The sequence below is a fragment of the Sinorhizobium alkalisoli genome (assembly GCF_008932245.1).
GTDB lineage: Bacteria > Pseudomonadota > Alphaproteobacteria > Rhizobiales > Rhizobiaceae > Sinorhizobium > Sinorhizobium alkalisoli.
The window spans coordinates 1,291,445-1,308,025 of record NZ_CP034909.1; the positions used below are offsets into that span (position 1 = coordinate 1,291,445).

Here is a 16,581-nt window from a genome sequence, read left to right on the forward strand (position 1 = left end):
GCGCCCGTGACACGCCGCGAACTGTGCCGTGTGCCCGCAATGCTCTGCCAGACGGGCAGCATTGGCATGCCGGCGCCCGCGTTCCGGGTTAGCGCGGTGTTGTATGGAGATGGCAAGTTCTCCAGCGGCCGAGACGATATCTGAGCCAAAGTATCGGCATTCGAGCGTGAGGAGGGCAGGCAAGTGCCATTTTACTTGCAAAACGGTTCCGGAATTGCGAAAGCCACTCCCGGCAAATGGATCGGTTCAAGTGCTCGCCAGGCCCTGCGGGGCAAGAGCGCTGTCAACGTGAAGTGAAGGTTTGAACATGCAGGTTATCGAAACGCTCGCTCAAGGGCTGAAGCGCGAACTCAAGGTCGTGATTCCGGCCGACGAAATGCAAGCTCGGATGAACGAGCGTCTGGCTGAGGTGAAGGACCGTATCCGCATCAACGGCTTCCGCCCGGGCAAGGTGCCGGTCGCGCATCTGAAGAAGGTCTACGGCAAGTCGATCATGGCCGATCTCGTCAACGAGCTCGTGCGCGAAAAGCCGACCGAGATCCTGACGGATCGCGGTGAGAAGTCGGCCACGCAGCCGGAAATCGCCATGACTGAGGACGAGGCCGAAGCCGACAAGATCCTCAAGGCCGAAGCGGATTTCGAATTCACCGTCGCCTACGAGATCATCCCGGCGATCGAGATCAAGGATGTCAGCGGCATCAAGGTGACCCGCGAAGTCGTGGAAATCGGCGAGGACGAGATCAACGAACAGATCCTCCGCATCGCCGAGAGCGCCCGCACTTATGAATCCAAGAAGGGCAAGGCGGAGAACGGCGATCGCGTCACCATCGATTATCTGGGCAAGGTCGACGGCGTTGCCTTCGACGGCGGCAAGGACGAGGACGCCGAGCTGGTGCTCGGTTCCAACCGCTTCATCCCGGGCTTCGAAGAACAGCTCGTCGGCGCCAAGGCCGGCGACGAGAAGACCATCACCGTCACCTTCCCGGCCGAATACCCGGCAGCCAATCTTGCCGGCAAGGAAGCAACCTTCGACGTCACCGTGAAGGACGTGGCCGCCGCGGCTCCGATCGAGATCAATGACGACCTCGCCACCAAGCTCGGCCTCGAATCGGCCGACAAGCTGAAGGAGATCGTCCGCGGCCAGATCGAAAGCCAGTACGGCTCGGTTACCCGGCAGAAGGTCAAGCGCCAACTGCTCGACCAGCTCGACGAGCTCTATCAGTTCGAAACGCCGGAGCGTCTCGTCGATGCCGAGTTCGAGAACATCTGGCGCCAGATCAACACCGACCTCCAACAGGCCGGCAAGACTTTCGCCGATGAAGACACGACGGAAGAGGAAGCGCGTACCGAGTACCGCAAGCTCGCGGAACGCCGCGTCCGCCTCGGCCTGGTCCTTTCCGAGATAGGCGAAAAGGCGGGCGTTCAGGTCAGCGACGAGGAGATGCAGCGCTCGCTGTTCGAGCAGCTGCGCCAGTTCCCGGGCCAGGAAAAGCAGATCTACGATTACTTCAAGAACACGCCCGGCGCCGCGGCTTCGCTACGCGCACCGATCTTCGAAGAAAAGGTCGTCGATCACCTGCTTTCGGAAATCTCGGTGACCGACAAGACGGTTTCCAAGGAAGATCTGATGGCTGACGACGAGGCGGAGGAAAAGCCGGCCACCAAGAAGGCGCCTGCCAAGAAGAAGGCGGCCGCCAAGACCGAGGCTGCCGCAGGCGAAGAGGCTGCCGCTCCGAAGAAGAAGGCCCCGGCCAAGAAGAAGGTCGCGGACGAAAGCGCCGAGTAATCGGCATCTTCGGCAAAGATGCAAAGGCCGCCTCCGGGCGGCCTTTTTGATTCGAAGGGGATTGATGTGTCGCGTAGGCCTGCGCAAAAGAAACTGCTGGAGCGGCGGACGAAATGCCGGAGGGGCTGACGCGAGCCGATTCCCACCGGTCGCCACAGCCTCGTCACGTGCGTCCACCTGACTAAACCTTAACCCACTTTGATCTCGCCCATCCGGTTCCAGGCGTCGAGCCCGGCGATCTTGTAGGCTTCGGCGAGCGTCGGATAGTTGAAGGTGTTCTCGACGAAGTATTCGACGGTACCCTTCAGGTTCAGGACCGCCTGGCCGATATGCACGAGTTCGGTCGCGCCTTCGCCGATGATGTGCACCCCGAGGAGGCGGCGGGTCTTTAGCGAGAAGATCATCTTCAAGAGGCCGGCATCGAGCCCCATGATGTGCCCGCGGGACGTCTCCCGGAACCGGGCGATGCCGCATTCATAGGGGATGCCGCGTTCCTTGACCTCCTCTTCGGAAAGACCGCAGGTGGAGATTTCCGGCACCGCGTAGATGCCATAGGGGAAATATTTCTGCGGCTCCTTGGCAATGGCACCGACGGCAACGCGCGCGGCGACGCGCCCCTGTTCCATCGAGGTCGAGGCAAGGCTTGGAAAGCCGACGACGTCACCCGCGGCAAAGATATTCGGCACGGCCGTTTCGAAGGTTTCGGGATTGACCTTGAGGCGTCCCCGGCTGTCGGCCTCGAGGCCCGCGGCCGGAAGATTGAGCGCATCGGTCGCGCCCATCCGCCCGGCGGCAAACAGAACCATGTCGGTTGTGATCCTGCGGCCGTTGTCGAGCGTAAGCGCAACCTTGCCGCTATCGAGCCGCTCGACCTTTTCGGCCTTCTGCCCGAGGCAGAGCTTCATGCTGCGATCGCGAAGCTGATAGGTGAAATCCTCGACGATCTCCTTGTCGATGAAATCGAGCATCGTGCTCTTGGGATCGACCACCGTGACCTGCGTATCGAGGGCGCTGAAGATGGTTGCATATTCGATGCCGATCACCCCCGCGCCGATCACGACGAGTGATCGCGGCAATTCCTTGATCTCAAGCAGCTCGTCGCTATCGACGACGGTCTTGCCGTCGAAGGGCATATAGTCGGGGCGAAAGGGTTTCGTGCCGACGGCAAGCAGAATGCTGGCGCCGGTGACGAGGAGGTTTTCCCCGTCGTCCTTGGTGATTTCGAGCGTCGACGGGGCGACGAAGCTCGCCCTTCCGCGAATGTGCTGGACGCGGTTGCGAGCAAACTGATGCTCCAGCACCTCGACCTCGTGATTGAGCGTGATGATGAGGCGGCGGCGCAGGTCCTCGGCGCTGATTTCCTGCTTCACCCGATAGGAGCGGCCGTAAAAGCCCCGCTCGCGCCAGCCGGAGAGATTGAGCGCGGTTTCCCGCAATGTCTTGGAGGGGATCGTCCCGGTGTGGACGGAGACGCCGCCGACGCGCTTGCCTTGCTCGACGACGAGTACCTTCTTGCCGAGCTTGGCAGCCTGAATGGCGCCTCTGCGACCGGCCGGTCCGCTGCCGACGACGATGAGATCGAATTGGGTCATGAACGCTTCCCCTAGAGCCTTATGTAGTCGGGTGAACCACCTGACGTCGCGCAAATGCGGCAAACCAACGGCCAGAGCGGTGGCGCGAACGCATGTGAGCGCATCCCGCTCCTATCGCATTTCTCCTTAAATCACCGTTGATTTAAGGACATACAGCGACTCAGCGACCTTTGCGCATCTGATAAGAGGCGCGGCGCGGGCAGCGCCAGAGAATCGTCTGTGCGATGCGGCACTTTTCGCGCGGGCACAGCTATAGCGTCAATCCACGTTCGGCTGATGTTGAATGCCGTAATCATCTGTTCTGGATGCGTCCCATCCGAAATGCGATTATGCTGCACGGGGGGAAGCGGGAGACCTGTCAGCATGGCGCTCGAGTGGACGAAAGGTGGCGATGCCGCGGCGGGGCGCGGCCCTGCCGTTGTCGACGGGCAGGCGGATGCGGCGAGCCATCGACCAGGCGTGATCGCGGCAGCCGTCTATCGGCATGGGCACCGGCTGCGCGAAATCCGGATCGAAGAGGCCGGAGAGTGGCGCAATCGCGAGGGCGTGGTGATCTGGATCGGCCTGCACGAGCCGGACGAGGGACTTCTGAGGCAGGTGCAATCGGAATTCGACCTCAACGACCTCGCCATCGAAGACGCCGGCAAAGCCCATCAGCGTCCCAAGCTCGAAATTTACGGCGACGCGATCTTCGTCGTGGCCCGCACGGCGCATATGACGGGTGAGGAGATTGCTTTCGGCGAAACCCACCTCTTCGTCGGACGCGGCTATGTCGTCTCTGTCCGCCACGGTCCCTCGACATCATACATGGCGGTGAGACAGCGCTGCGAAGCCTCACCGACGGCTCTCGCGCACGGCGAGCACTACATCCTCTATTCGATCCTCGACTTCATCGTCGATAACTATATGCCGGTCGTCGAAGTAATTCATGACGAGGTGGAAACACTGGAAGACCGCCTGTTGCGTGACCGGTTGGCCAAGGTCGATATCGAGCACCTGTACATGTTGCGGCGGAACCTGCTTCGCCTTCGCAATGCCGTCGTTCCGCTGGTGGACGTCTGCCGGCGACATGAGCATCTGGAACTGCCCGGTATGGAGGCTGCGATGCAGCCGCTGTTCCGTGACGTCACGGATCACGTGCGCCGGGTCCAGGAGGATATTGACGCGCTTCGCGAGGTCCTTGCCTTCACCTTCGAGGCGAGTCTCATGATCGGACAATCGGAGCAGACGGAGATATCACGCAAGCTGGCCTCCTGGGCCGCGATACTTGCGGTGCCGACGGCGGTTGCTGGCATCTACGGCATGAATTTTGAGGAAATGCCGGAACTGAAGTTCCGTTACGCCTATTTCATCATTCTGGCGATCATCTTCGTGCTATGCATCACGCTTTATCGGCTGTTCCGCAGGGCCCGGTGGCTTTGAGCGCAAAGCGGTTCAGAAAAGCCGCAGCCCCTTCATGCTGACATGACCGTCCTTGCCGATGATGATATGGTCGTGGACGGTGATACCGAGCGGCTTGGCGGCATCCGAGATCAACTTCGTCATGTCGATGTCGGCACGCGAGGGCGTCGGATCGCCGGACGGATGATTGTGCACTAAAATCAAAGCCGTTGCAGAAAGCTCCAGCGCCCGTTTGACCACCTCCCGCGGATAGACCGGCGTATGGTCGATGGTGCCTTGCTGCTGCACCTCGTCGGCGATCAGCGCATTGCGCTTGTCGAGAAACAGGATGCGGAACTGTTCCTTCGTTTCATGCGCCATCGCGGCATGGCAGTAATCGATCACCGCGCTCCATGAGGAAAGAACCTGCTTGTTGCGCAGTTCGCTCTTCAACAGCCGCTGAGCCGTCGTCGCGATGAGTTTCAGGTCGAGCGCGACCGTTTCGCCAATCCCTTTGACCTCCTGCAACAGATGTTGAGGCGCGCCAAAAACGGCCGAAAGCGTACCGAAGCGGGCGAGCAGAGCCTTGGCGATCGGCTTGGTGTCGCGGCGGGGGATCAGTCGAAAGAGAATGAGCTCGAGTATTTCGTAGTCCGCGAGTGCCGATTCGCCCTGTTCGCGGAAACGGCTCCGCAGGCGATCGCGGTGGCCATGATAATGCGCCTCCGTGGTGCCGCCGAGCGCTGGCGGCCTTTCCCGTCTTCCCGTCTTCTGCTGCGCAAAGAACTGCCGTTCGTCTGCGGGCGGCAATGCTTCCGATTCGAAGCGAGGCGGAGGCTTCGTCACGCGGTGCCCAATGCCCTGATGCCGGGCTTGAACAGGCCGGCCGGTGACAATGTGAAGACTTCGCAGCCATCCGCCGTGACGCCGACCGTGTGTTCGTACTGCGCCGACAGCGATCGATCCCGCGTGACGGCCGTCCAACCGTCCGACAGCACCTTCACATGCGGCCGGCCGATATTGATCATCGGCTCGATCGTGAAGATCATGCCTTCCTTCAGCTCCGGCCCTTCATTGGCATTGCCGTAGTGCAGGATGTTCGGCGCATCGTGGAACAGCCGACCGACGCCATGGCCGCAGAAATCGCGCACGACCGCGCAGCGTTCGGCTTCGGCATAGCTTTGGATTGCTTCGCCGATCGCGCCGGTGCGCGCGCCGGGGCGCACGGCGGCGATGCCGCGCATCAGGCACTCATGCGTCACCTCGAGCAGTCGCTCGGCGGCGCGCTTGATCTCACCGACCGGATACATCCGGCTCGAATCGCCGTGCCAGCCGTCGACCACATAGGTGACGTCGATATTGACGATGTCTCCCTCGCGCAACGGTTTGTCGTTCGGAATGCCGTGGCAGACGACGTGGTTGATGGAGGTGCAGGAGGATTTTGTGTAGCCGCGGTAGTTCAACGTGGCGGGCAGTGCACCATGGTCCATGCCGAATTCGAACACGAAGCGATCGATTTCTTCCGTCGTCACGCCGGGCCGGACACGCGTCACGAGTTCGTCCAGGCAGCGCGCCGTCACCTGACAGGCCTTGCGCATGCCTTCAAATCCTTCCGGCCCGTAGAGACGGATGGCGCCGGTGTTCTTGTAAGGGGCCGCGCCGGCCTCGATGTAAGTGACCATTCCCAGACTTTCGTTGTTGCAGGCGCATTCATAGAACAGCGGAGACCGGTTCGTCCACTGTCACCGCTGCGACCGGTTCGATCCCGAAGGGTGAAACGGTGCATCGAACCGCATAGGCCTCGACGCCGCGTGCAGCCGCTCTCTCGAAGGCACGAGCATAGACCGGATCGAGTTCGCGGCATATGCGCAAGACACCGCAATCGTTTCTTTGGACAAGATAAAGCATGATCGCCCGGTGTCCCGCCTCGACCACGTCTGCGAGTTCGTCCAGATGCTTGGCGGCCCCGTTCGGTCGGACTGTCCGGGAACTCCGCCAGGCCCGCGGCGCGGCTGAAATGAACGTTTTTCACCTCCACATAGGCGAGGCCCTTTTCCGGATCGCTGAGCAGGATGTCGATGCGCGAATTACGGCCGTATCGCTGCTCGCGACGAAGCGTTTGATAGTTGTGCAGATTGCTGACCATGCCGGCCGCGATCGCCTCCTCCGCGATGCGGTTCGGCAATCCCGTATTGATGCCGACGAGCAGGCCGTCGACCTCGACGATCTCGAGCATGTGGCGATACTTTCGGGTGGGTGCGTCGTGTTCGGACAACCAGACTGCCGAGCCGGGCGTCGTCAGACCACGCATGGAGCCGGTGTTTGGGCAGGAGCCGGTGATGCGCGTGCCGTCGACCAGGACGGCATCGAAGAGGAAGCGTTTGTAACGCTGTACGAGCGTCGCTGGAACGAGCGGTCGGGAGAATTTCACAAGCAATGTTTCCGCTGAACCACGATAAGTCGGTGCGACCGCAGATCGGCTTTATGAGCTATGCGCGGTCGCGCACGTAGGAGCCCGGCGCATCTTCGATCGCGTTCAGAGGCCCGCCTGCCTTGCGGGCAGAGACGCGGCGATCGTCGAGTTGTTCGATCCAGTGCTGCCAATGCGGCCACCAGGAGCCCGGGGTCTCCTTCGCCTTGTCGAACCACGCTTCGAGTTCGCCCTTTGCGGGACCGCCGGTCCAGAACTGGTATTTGTTCTTGTCCGGCGGATTGACGACGCCGGCAATGTGGCCGGATCCGGACAGCACGAACGTGACCTTGCCGCCGAAGAGCTGGCTGCCGAGGAAGACGGATTTCGCCGGGGCGATGTGGTCCTCCTTGGTGGCGAGGTTGTAGATGGGGATAGTCACGTCGCCAAGCGAGACTTGCTTGCCGGCCAGCACCATCTCACCCTTTGCGAGCTTGTTCTCCAAATAGCAGTTGCGAAGATAGAAGGAATGGTTCGCCGCCGGCATCCGCGTCGAATCGGAGTTCCAGTAGAGCAGATCGAAGGGCATCGGCTCCTGGCCCTTCAGGTAGTTGTTGACGAAATAGGGCCAGATCAGTTCGGAGGCGCGAAGCATGTTGAATGCCGTCGCCATCTTCGAACCTTCGAGATATCCGATCGTGTTCATTTTCGCTTCGACCTGGCGGATCTGATCCTCGTCGGCGAAAACCTTGAGGTCGCCCGCATAGGTGAAATCCACCTGGGTGGTGAAGAGGGTCGCCGAACGGATCCGGTTGTCACGCTCGGCGGCGTGGAGCGCCAGCGTTGCTGCAAGCAGCGTGCCGCCAACGCAATAGCCGACGGCGTTGACCTCGCGTTCGCCCGTGGCCGTCTCCACCGTGTCGAGCGCGAAGTCGATGCCTTCGCGCACATAGGCCTCCCAGTCCTTTCGGGCATGACGCTCGTCGGGATTGACCCAGGAAATCACGAAAACCGTGTGGCCCTGATCCACCGCCCATTTGATGAAGGACTTCTGGGGATTGAGGTCGAGCACGTAGAATTTGTTGATCCAGGGCGGGACGATGAGCAAGGGCCGCTTGAGCACGGTTTCGGTGCTTGCCTCGTATTGAATGACCTGGCAGACGTCGCTTTGGGCGATCACCTTGCCGGGAGTAATCGCGATGTTCTCGCCGATCGCGAACTTGCTCGTATCCGTTTGTCTCAGCCGCAACTCTCCGCGCCCGGCGGCGATGTCTTCGGCCAGCATCTGCATGCCCTTGGCGAGGTTGGCGCCGCTGGATGCGACGGTTTCCCGGTAGAGCTGAGGGTTGGTGGTGATGAAATTGCTCGGCGAAAGCGCGCTCGAAATCTGGCGGATATAGAAGGCCGCCTTCAGCCGGGTGTGGTCGTCCAGTCCGTCGGCGTCCTCGACCATGCGTTCGGCCCAGTCGGAGGTGACGAAATAGGCTTGGCGGATGAAGGCGAAGAAGGGATTCTTCACCCAGTCCTCGTCGGCGAAGCGCTTGTCTTCCCTTTGGATTGCCTCCGGTTCGGCGACGCTGTCACCGGCCATCTGCTGGATCGTTCGCGACCAGATCCCGAAGAAGCTTCCCATCAGGTTGGTCTGCGCTTCCAACGTCCGGCGCGGATCGGAGAGCCAATATTCGGTGACCTTCGAAAGCGTCTTCACCATGTCGGAGACGGGCTCGTAGGTTTCGGCCCTGTGGCCGGTCTCGCGTGGCGCGAGCCACGCGGACGCAGCTTTTCCCATATGTTCGGCAGCGCGTGCCAGGTTGATTGCAAGACTTTCGGGATCCTTGACGATGTAGGGCTCGACCGATTTCGGATCGAAGCCAGCAAAACCGCTCTTGCTCGTGGTGTCGTCGACCTTGTCTCCTGTCACCCGGTGCCCTCCGCAGCGTCTTGTTTGTTTTGTATTTTTACATTCTGCCTGAAAATGATTACAAGGGCTAGCGCATCATCGCGCCGCAAAACAGAGGTTCATTGCCAGCATGCATGTCGGAAAGCAGCGTTCGATTTCCATCTTTTCCGGGCTGATGCTCGCAACCGTGCTCGCCGGCTGCAACTCGACCGCCGATCTCCAAAGCTATCCCTCGGTCTATGGGCAAAAGCCCGCCGCCATGGGGCAGATGACCGATGAGGAAGCCTTGAACCAGCAGGAGCGCTTGACGGCGCTTGCGGCACAGCGCCGATCCGGCTCGATCTCGGAGGCTGAGTATCAGCGGCGTCTGAAGGAAATGCGGGCGCTGGCCGAACAGCACGGCGCAGACACGCTGAAACAGATCGAGAATTAGCGCTTGCGTTTCCGCTGATTTGGCCGCAAAGCGTTCAATGGCCGCAATGTCGGCCGTTCACCCCGCGCAAGCTATAGCGATAGCCGCATCGGCTCGCAGAAGCGCGTGCCAAACGAGGTCTGGAGATGGAAGAGTTTCACAAAGTCCGGCGCCTGCCGCCCTATGTTTTCGAACAGGTCAACCGTTTGAAAGCAAGTGCGCGAGCCGCCGGGGCCGACATCATCGACCTTGGCATGGGCAACCCCGATCTTCCCACTCCGCAGTCGATCGTCGACAAGCTCTGTGAAGTCGTGCAGGACCCGCGAACGCACCGTTATTCGTCGTCGAGGGGCATTCCGGGGTTGCGACGCGCGCAGGCCGCCTATTATGCGCGCCGCTTCGGCGTGAAGCTCAATCCCGAGACGCAGGTCGTCGCGACCCTCGGTTCGAAGGAAGGCTTCGCCAATATGGCGCAGGCGATCACCGCGCCGGGCGACGTTATTCTCTGCCCGAATCCCACCTATCCGATCCATGCCTTCGGTTTTCTGATGGCCGGTGGCGTCATCCGCTCGATCCCCGTCGAGCCGGACGATTCGTTCTTTCCGCCGCTCGAGCGGGCCGTCAGGCATTCGATCCCGAAGCCCTTGGCGCTCGTTCTCAACTATCCCTCCAACCCGACGGCGCAGGTCGCGACGCTTGATTTCTACAAGGAGGTCGTCGCCTTCGCGAAGAAGCACGACATCATCGTGCTTTCGGATCTCGCCTATTCGGAAATCTACTTCGACGACGTTCCGCCGCCGTCGGTGCTGGAAGTGCCGGGCGCGATCGACGTGACGGTCGAATTCACCTCGATGTCGAAAACCTTCTCCATGCCGGGCTGGCGCATGGGCTTTGCGGTCGGCAACGAGCGGCTGATCGCGGCGTTGACACGGGTGAAGTCCTATCTCGACTATGGCGCATTCACGCCGATCCAGGTTGCGGCGACCCAGGCGCTGAACGGCGATGGCAGCGACATCGCGGAGGTCCGCAATATCTACAAGCGCCGACGCGACGTGATGGTCGAGAGCTTCGGAAAGGCGGGCTTCGAGGTGCCGCCGCCGCCGGCGACGATGTTCGCCTGGGCAAAGATTCCGGAGAAGTTCCGTCATCTGGGCTCGCTGGAGTTCTCGAAGCTGCTCGTCGAGAAGGCCGATGTGGCGGTCGCCCCCGGTGTCGGCTTTGGCGAGCAGGGCGACGACTATGTGCGTCTGGCCCTCGTCGAAAACGAGCATCGCATCCGCCAGGCGGCGCGCAGCATCAAGCGCTTCTTCTCGACCGCCGACGAGACGATGCATAATGTCGTTTCGCTGAACACACGCCGTTAGAAAGCGGGACTTGAGCCGCTTCTCACGCCGAAATCGGCCCCGTCCGCGTGGCGGGGCGCCTTCTACCCGTTAGGAACCTTGCTATGGCAGATGCCCTCAAAATCGGCGTTGCGGGCTTGGGCACGGTTGGTGCCTCGCTCGTCCGGATTGTCCAGGAACGTCAAGAGATGCTGGCAACCACGTGCGGAAGGGCGATTGAAATCGTTGCCGTGGCCGCGAGGGATCGCAATAGGGATCGCGGGGTCGATCTATCGAAGGCCGCCTGGCATGAGGACGCCATTGCCCTTGCCTTGGAAGCCGACATCGATGTTTTCGTCGAACTGATGGGCGGCGCCGGAGATCCGGCCTATGCATCGGTCAAGGCGGCGCTGAACCGCGGCATCCATGTCGTCACCGCAAACAAGGCGCTCCTTTCGGCTCACGGTATCGAGCTTGCCGGTATTGCGGAGGAGCGTGGGGCGCTGCTCAATTACGAAGCTGCCGTTGCCGGCGGCATTCCGGTGATCAAGGCGCTGCGCGAATCGATGACGGGCAACACGATCTCGCGCGTCTACGGGATCATGAACGGGACCTGCAACTATATCCTGACGCAGATGGAGAAGGAGGGGCTCTCCTTCGGGGATTGCCTCAAGGAGGCCCAGCGTCTCGGCTATGCGGAGGCGGATCCGGCCTTCGACATCGAAGGTAACGACACGGCGCACAAGCTATCGATCCTGACGAGCCTTGCATTCGGCACGGCGATCGCAGCTGACGACATCTATCTCGAGGGCATCACCAATATCTCGATCGAGGACATTCATGCGGCCGCCGATCTCGGCTATCGCATCAAGCTGCTCGGCGTGGCCCAGCGTACCGAAAGCGGCATCGAGCAGCGCGTCCATCCGACCATGGTGCCCTACGATTCCGTCATCGCTCAGGTCGATGGCGTGACCAACGCAGTCGCGATCGAATCCGACATTCTCGGCGAACTCCTGATGGTCGGCCCCGGTGCCGGCGGCAACGCCACGGCCTCGGCCGTGCTGGGCGATATCGCAGATATTGCCAAGAGCCGTCCGGGCGCGCAGCACGTGCCCGCCTTCGGGCGCCCGGCAACGGCGCTGCTTCCCTATAAGCGCGCACGCATGCGCAGCCATGAAGGCGGGTATTTCATCCGCCTGAAGGTCCTCGATCGCACGGGCGTGTTTGCGAACATCGCCGGGCACATGGCCGAGAACGACATATCTCTCGAATCGATCATGCAGCATTCCACCCACTACCTGGATGCCGCCGAGCCGAAGACGATCATCCTGGTAACGCATGCGACCTTCGAGGCCTCCGTGCGCCAAGCGATCTCTTCGATCAGGGGCGAGGGCTATCTCGTCGGCGAGCCTCAGGTGATCCGGATCGAGCGCCCGAAGCCGTAAGCCTCACGCCTCTTCGATTAAAACTGTTGAGAAACCGCTGAAGGACGTGTCTTCCGCGGCGTGGCTGCTGGCCGGCCGGTTTTTCCCCGCCGAAATCTTCGTTAAGAACGGGGGAACTTCGCACGGGTAGGCAAGATGGACGTATTGGCGGATCCCATCCAACGGGCGTTTCTCGGCGTCGAGCAATCGGTCAGCGGTCAGCGTTGGGTCTCGCGTCTCGATCAGGCGGGGCAGAATCGGGCGTTGGCGATCAGCCAGGTCCATGGCCATTCCGAGCTCATCGCTCGGGTGCTAGCCGGCCGGGGCGTGAGCCTGGACGATGCGGCGGCTTTCCTCGATCCGACGCTCCGCGCGCTGATGCCGGATCCGGACGCCCTGACCGATTGCCGCAAGGCGGCGGAGCGGCTGGCGCATGCGATCCGGCGCGGCGAAAAGGTGGCGATCTTCGGCGATTACGACGTCGACGGTGCGGCATCATCCGCGCTCATGCTGCGTTTCCTGCGCCACTTCGACCTAAGGGCCGAGATCTATATTCCTGACCGCATCTTCGAAGGTTATGGTCCGAACTCGCAGGCGATCGAGCAATTGATCGACAATGGCGCCAATCTTATCGTCACGGTCGATTGTGGCTCGACCAGCCATGAGTCGCTCGCAATAGCCGCCGAGCGTGGGGTCGACGTCGTCGTCATCGATCATCACCAGGTCGGCACTGCGCTTCCTCCCTGCCATGCGTTGGTCAACCCGAATCGCGAGGACGATCTGTCGGGGCAGGGGCATCTTTCAGCGGCCGGCGTCGTCTATCTGGTACTCGTCAACACGCTGCGCGTCCTGCGCCTCGCGGGCGGCGCACGGACCGCTTCGTTCGACCTGCTGGCGCAGCTCGACCTCGTCGCGCTGGCGACCGTCTGCGACGTCGTGCCGCTTAAGGGCCTGAACCGCGCCTATGTCGTTAAGGGGCTGATCGCTGCGCGGCACATGGGCAATCCGGGCCTTGCGGCCCTGCTGCGCAAGGCGGCGATCGGCGGGCCGGTGACGCCCTATCATCTCGGTTTCCTGATCGGACCGCGCATCAATGCCGGCGGGCGCATCGGCGACGCCGCGCTTGGCAGCCGACTCCTGACGCTTGACGACGCTTCGGCCGCGGAGGCCATTGCCGGGCAGCTCGACGAGCTCAACCGCGAGCGCCAGGCCATGGAAGCGGCCATGCTCGCCGAAGCCGAGGCGGAAGTGCTGGCCGAATACGGAACGGGCGAGGGTGCCTCGGTTATCGTCACCGCGCGGGAAAACTGGCATCCCGGCATCGTCGGGCTCATCGCGGCGCGCATCAAGGAAAAGTTCCGCCGGCCGGCCTTTGCCATCGCCTTCGACCCGAACGGCAAGGGCACCGGCTCCGGCCGTTCCATCAATGGCTTCGACATGGGCAGGCTCGTGCGTGCCGGGGTCGAGAACGGTTTGCTCGTGAAAGGCGGCGGCCATGCAATGGCGGCGGGGTTGACGGTCGAGCGCGGCAAGCTCGGCAAGCTTCGCCGGTTCTTCGAGGAACACGCCGAGAGCACTGTTCGCGATCTGGTCGCCGTCCAGACGCTTAAAGTCGACGGTGCGCTTGCGGCCGCCGGTGCGACGCTCGGACTCGTCGATCTCCTGGATCAGGCAGGCCCCTATGGCTCCGGCCATCCGCAGCCCCTGTTCGCCTTTCCCCAGCACCGTCTGCGCGACAGCAGGCAGGTCGGCGCCAATCACGTGAAGGTGACGCTCGAGGGCCAGGATGGCAGCCGGATCGACGGCATCGCGTTCCGGGCAGCGGGAACGCCGCTTGGAGACTTCCTGCTCGGAAAAAGGGGTTCATTGATCCATGTTGCCGGATCAATTTCGGCCGATCTCTGGCAGGGATCACGGCGCGTCCAGGTGCGGGTGACCGACGCGGCCAGGGTCGACTGACGCTGTCCCGACATAGAATTGTCGAATCCGTGCCTTGCGAGGCTTTCCTGAAGTTTCCTGTGAGGTGGGAAGTGGCACGCCCAACGGGACTCGAACCCGTGTTTCCGCCGTGAAAGGGCGGCGTCCTAGACCGCTAGACGATGGGCGCGCATTAAAGCGTTACAGCATTCCTTGTGCATCAAAATGATGCGCAACGCCGTAAGACGAGGTGGCTTATAGAGACGGCCTCGGATTCCCGCAAGGGACCACACGTCGGCCTGGACGATTTTTTCTGTATAACGGCCTGGAAAACGCTAAGCAGGTCGACTGCGACCGAGCCGGCCGCTTCTGCCTGACGAGTTGGTACGCCCAACGGGACTCGAACCCGTGTTACCGCCGTGAGAGGGCGGCGTCCTGACCGCTAGACGATGGGCGCCTACCAACCCGGCCAAACCGCAATCACGGCAGCCGGAAGCCGACACGATAAAGGAAAGAAAGAGATTTTGGCAAGCAGGAAATGGCACGCCCAACGGGACTCGAACCCGTGTTTCCGCCGTGAAAGGGCGGCGTCCTAGACCGCTAGACGATGGGCGCGCATTGAAGCGTTACGGCAATCCTTTGTGCATCCAAATGATGCGCACGCCGTAAGTCGAGGTGGCTTATAGAGGGGCGTTTGGATTCCCGCAAGTGTGCAAAAGCGATTATTTTGATTTTCCTGCGGAAGTTTAAGAGCATTGCTTCATGACCTTAGCAAAGGCTGGCGCGTGCATGCGCTTCTGAAGTATCCGCAAGTATTGAGATGGAAGAGTGGCACGCCCAACGGGACTCGAACCCGTGTTTCCGCCGTGAAAGGGCGGCGTCCTAGACCGCTAGACGATGGGCGCCTACTGTGATGTGCTGCAGCGATCTTTGCGTGTCTGAAAAGACGTGCGGCGCTGCAGGACGAGGCGGCTTATAGAGACGGCTTCGGATTCCCGCAAGTGGAAAACTTCATTTTCTTTCAGAAAAGTGACGACCGGATCGGGAGCCCCTCGCTTATCGCCCGTGCGTCCTTCAAGATTCTTTCCAAATATCGATACGCTAGCCTTTGCGGCGACATCGCCAGTTCCAGTCCCTTTGCGGGCCGATGTCGATATGCACGGATTCGGTATGGCAATAGGTGCCGACGCCGCCGCGGCCGGGCAGGTTGCGCAGGTAGTCGGCCAGCTCCCATTTGCTTACGCCTTTCACCTGGATATCTGCCGCCTCGCAGCGCGTATGCAGGGATTGCCGTTTCCGGCTGGCCTTGATGGGACGAAGCCCGGACGTGACCATGACCCTCTGGCCATAGCGCTGCTCCACCATCTTCAAGAGCTGCAGCAGCTCGGGCTTGAAGCAGCCCGTTTCCACCTTCTCCGTCTGCAAAACGAGCCCGCTTGGCGCAAGCCGGGCAAGCCCGGAGAGAGTGGCGACTTCGACCGGCTCGTCGTCCTCGGCCATATGGTCCGCATGTTCCATATTGAAGAGCGGCTTCATGTTGACGCCCGGCAACGAATTATAGGCGAGGGAGGCCACCTGCGGTCCCGGCGCATCATTGGCCGTGGTCGTCTTCTTCTCGGAGGCCTGCGTATTGCGCGTGCCGCCGTTGCGTGGCTTCTCCTTGCGCTTGGGTGCGAAGAGGCTTGCGAAGCTCCAGGCCTTGGATGTCCTTTCCGGTTCCGATTTGCCGGAATCGGTCACCGGGGCGGAAAGCATCTCGGGCTGCAGAATCTGGTCCGCGGAGGCGACCTCTACCGGCTGAAGCGCCGCCGAGACTTCGCCGGCGAGTGCGGCTCCTGCACTGAGCGGCAATGGAACCGTGGCGGGCAGATTATCTTCGGCCGCTGTCGCCGATACCGCAACTTTCTCGGCAGCGATCGGGGCCGTGGCCGGTGATTCGTTGCTAGCGCCCTGCTGCGGCAGGATCACCGGCTGCGCTGGCGGCTGAGCTGTACCGAAGAGACTATTGGTCGTCGCATTAATGGCTGGCCGGGGGCCGGGCGCATCCTGTTCGGCCGGAAAGGCCGCGGACGCCGGCGCTTGTCCGTAGATGCTCGACGATGCGGCACGCAACGCGGTGCTCTGCATCGTCAATCCCTGTTGCAGGGCAGTCGCGTCCGGGCCGGCTTGTGCCGGCACGTCCTCGCCCTGCAGCGGCGTGGACCCTTCGTCGCTAAGCGCGACAACGTTACCCTCTGGCGTGCTGGCTTCGTTATCGGCGGGAGCGGCTTGCGAGGTGGACTGCTGGAGATCTTGCGGATTCAACCCGTCGCCTTCGGCAATCGCCGAGACGCAGCCGGTGAGCGCCAACAGCGATACGGACAGTGCCGTGGCGCGTCCGATCGAGAGGAGCGGCCATCTTGAGCCTATATGCTGCAATGTCATTACTCCGCACTACT

11 protein-coding genes, 4 tRNA genes and 1 pseudogene are annotated in these 16,581 nt (G+C 61.8%); 6 read left to right on the forward strand and 10 right to left on the reverse strand.

What is annotated here, in order from left to right; translation table 11 throughout:
- The first annotated feature begins 307 nt into the window (after nucleotides 1–307).
- Nucleotides 308–1,786 carry a trigger factor gene (gene tig, locus EKH55_RS06390; RefSeq protein ID WP_151611183.1) on the forward strand — a complete coding sequence of 493 codons (1,479 nt, stop codon included), beginning with the start codon at nucleotides 308–310 and terminating at the stop codon, nucleotides 1,784–1,786.
- Nucleotides 1,787–1,974: 188 nt separating this feature from the next.
- Here the strand turns inward: tig and sthA are convergent, their stop codons facing one another.
- Nucleotides 1,975–3,378 carry a Si-specific NAD(P)(+) transhydrogenase gene (gene sthA / locus EKH55_RS06395; RefSeq protein ID WP_069457770.1) on the reverse strand — a complete coding sequence of 468 codons (1,404 nt, stop codon included), beginning with the start codon at nucleotides 3,376–3,378 and terminating at the stop codon, nucleotides 1,975–1,977.
- A 363-nt stretch (nucleotides 3,379–3,741) separates the two neighbouring features.
- Between sthA and EKH55_RS06400 the strand changes: the two genes are divergently transcribed.
- Nucleotides 3,742–4,800, forward strand: coding sequence for a magnesium and cobalt transport protein CorA (locus EKH55_RS06400; protein ID WP_069457769.1), 1,059 nt, complete (start codon nucleotides 3,742–3,744; stop codon nucleotides 4,798–4,800).
- Between the two features lie 12 nt (nucleotides 4,801–4,812).
- Here EKH55_RS06400 and radC read toward each other — a convergent pair whose 3' ends face one another.
- The 4 genes and pseudogenes from radC to phaC form a co-directional block, all read right to left on the reverse strand.
- Nucleotides 4,813–5,604, reverse strand: coding sequence for a RadC family protein (gene radC / locus EKH55_RS06405; RefSeq protein ID WP_151611184.1), 792 nt, complete (start codon nucleotides 5,602–5,604; stop codon nucleotides 4,813–4,815).
- Nucleotides 5,601–6,440, reverse strand: coding sequence for a type I methionyl aminopeptidase (map, locus tag EKH55_RS06410; protein ID WP_069457767.1), 840 nt, complete (start codon nucleotides 6,438–6,440; stop codon nucleotides 5,601–5,603). Before map ends, radC begins: the two co-directional genes overlap by 4 nt.
- 28 nt (nucleotides 6,441–6,468) lie before the next feature.
- Nucleotides 6,469–7,189: pseudogene (gene sfsA / locus EKH55_RS06415) on the reverse strand (DNA/RNA nuclease SfsA).
- Between the two features lie 58 nt (nucleotides 7,190–7,247).
- The gene (phaC, locus tag EKH55_RS06420) at nucleotides 7,248–9,089 is read right to left on the reverse strand and encodes a poly(3-hydroxyalkanoate) polymerase subunit PhaC (protein WP_069457765.1); all 1,842 of its coding nucleotides are present in this window, start codon (nucleotides 9,087–9,089) and stop codon (nucleotides 7,248–7,250) included.
- A 109-nt stretch (nucleotides 9,090–9,198) separates the two neighbouring features.
- On the opposite strand from phaC, the gene EKH55_RS06425 reads away from it, so the two are divergent.
- The 4 genes from EKH55_RS06425 to recJ all read left to right on the forward strand — a co-directional run bounded on the left by EKH55_RS06425 (nucleotide 9,199) and on the right by recJ (nucleotide 14,185).
- Nucleotides 9,199–9,501 carry a hypothetical protein gene (locus tag EKH55_RS06425; protein ID WP_069457764.1) on the forward strand — a complete coding sequence of 101 codons (303 nt, stop codon included), beginning with the start codon at nucleotides 9,199–9,201 and terminating at the stop codon, nucleotides 9,499–9,501.
- Nucleotides 9,502–9,626: 125 nt separating this feature from the next.
- The gene (locus EKH55_RS06430; protein WP_069457763.1) at nucleotides 9,627–10,844 is read left to right on the forward strand and encodes an LL-diaminopimelate aminotransferase; all 1,218 of its coding nucleotides are present in this window, start codon (nucleotides 9,627–9,629) and stop codon (nucleotides 10,842–10,844) included.
- Between the two features lie 83 nt (nucleotides 10,845–10,927).
- On the forward strand, nucleotides 10,928–12,247 hold the full coding sequence (locus tag EKH55_RS06435; RefSeq protein WP_069457762.1) for a homoserine dehydrogenase: 1,320 nt from the start codon (nucleotides 10,928–10,930) through the stop codon (nucleotides 12,245–12,247).
- 135 nt (nucleotides 12,248–12,382) lie between these two features.
- Nucleotides 12,383–14,185, forward strand: a complete 1,803-nt coding sequence (recJ, locus tag EKH55_RS06440; protein WP_069457761.1) for a single-stranded-DNA-specific exonuclease RecJ — start codon at nucleotides 12,383–12,385, stop codon at nucleotides 14,183–14,185.
- A 72-nt stretch (nucleotides 14,186–14,257) separates the two neighbouring features.
- Here the strand turns inward: recJ and EKH55_RS06445 are convergent.
- The 5 genes from EKH55_RS06445 to EKH55_RS06465 form a co-directional block, all read right to left on the reverse strand.
- A tRNA-Glu gene (locus EKH55_RS06445) sits at nucleotides 14,258–14,333 on the reverse strand.
- 192 nt (nucleotides 14,334–14,525) lie between these two features.
- Nucleotides 14,526–14,600, reverse strand: a tRNA-Glu gene (locus EKH55_RS06450).
- Between the two features lie 82 nt (nucleotides 14,601–14,682).
- Nucleotides 14,683–14,758, reverse strand: a tRNA-Glu gene (locus tag EKH55_RS06455).
- Between the two features lie 214 nt (nucleotides 14,759–14,972).
- Nucleotides 14,973–15,048: transfer RNA gene (locus tag EKH55_RS06460), tRNA-Glu, on the reverse strand.
- Between the two features lie 196 nt (nucleotides 15,049–15,244).
- Complete coding sequence (locus tag EKH55_RS06465; protein ID WP_151611953.1) at nucleotides 15,245–16,561, reverse strand: D-Ala-D-Ala carboxypeptidase family metallohydrolase; 1,317 nt, start codon at nucleotides 16,559–16,561, stop codon at nucleotides 15,245–15,247.
- Nucleotides 16,562–16,581 lie beyond the last annotated feature (20 nt).